The organism is Bradyrhizobium sp. Kon58 (assembly GCF_055807455.1).
In genome coordinates this window covers 1-236 of sequence record NZ_JBVVOT010000651.1, presented here as the reverse complement: position 1 = coordinate 236, position 236 = coordinate 1, and the positions used below count along the sequence as shown (strand labels likewise).

Genomic DNA, 236 nt, shown 5'->3' with positions numbered 1-236 from the left:
GCAGGGGTATGCGCTGTCACCGAGCATCGAGGTGATGTGGCTGGTGGCGGGGGCTCATGATTTGAAACCGCTGAAGGCTAGCGGGTTTAGTCATGAACAGCATCTGGAGGCGGCTGCAGTGAAAGTGGCTGGGTTTCTGGGTGGCTGTTAGGGCCCTATCGGGGGCAAGCCCCCTCCCACATTTTGACCACATTCCACATTTGGAACTCGGTCAAATGTGGGAGGGGGCTTGCCCC

The 236-nt window shown here is 58.9% G+C and carries 1 protein-coding gene; it reads left to right on the top strand.

Going from position 1 to position 236, the window contains the following annotated elements; genetic code table 11:
• Positions 1-13 precede the first annotated feature (13 nt).
• Positions 14-151 (top strand): alpha/beta family hydrolase, encoded by a 138-nt coding sequence (locus AC0L20_RS41830; protein WP_473295967.1) that lies wholly within the window; start codon positions 14-16, stop codon positions 149-151.
• Positions 152-236 lie beyond the last annotated feature (85 nt).